This is a genomic window from Vibrio sp. Y176 (assembly GCF_033438945.1).
Window position 1 is genome coordinate 1 of the sequence record NZ_JAWOQS010001222.1, and the last position, 510, is coordinate 510.

At 47.5% G+C, this 510-nt stretch carries 1 protein-coding gene; it reads left to right on the forward strand.

The genetic code is table 11. The annotated features are described in order from the left end of the window. On the forward strand, positions 1-510 hold a 510-nt coding region (locus tag R7O13_RS31080; RefSeq protein ID WP_318305755.1), incomplete at both ends, for a kinase/pyrophosphorylase.

Sequence of the window (510 nt, forward strand, 5' to 3'; positions counted from 1 at the left end):
GTGAGACATTGGGCCATGTTGTTCTTGGTCAATTTCCTTTCATTCCTAATGAAAAATCCTTTCCTTTTGTAGAAAGCCAAGACAAAGTTGCGGATGTTGTTAAAGAAATTGAAACATCCTACCAACGCAACGGTGTTAAACCGTTGGTGTTTTTCTCGATTGTGGTGCCTGGTGTACGCGAAATGCTGCTAGAAGCTCCGGCATACAGCTACGATGTGCTTGAAAGCATTGTACAAAAGGTGCAAGACGACATTCAGATGGCACCCGCCCCGAAGTTGCAGCGCTCTCGCAGTGTAGGGAAAGATTCCGATACCTATTTTGCCCGTATTGCGGCGATCGAATACACCTTGGCTCACGACGATGGCATTACACTGAAAGGCTTGGAACAGGCGGATATCATTCTGCTTGGTGTATCGCGCAGCGGCAAAACACCAACCAGTTTGTACATGGCGATGCAGTTTGGCTTGCGCGTGGTGAACTACCCGTTTATTGCAGAAGACGTCAAGATGA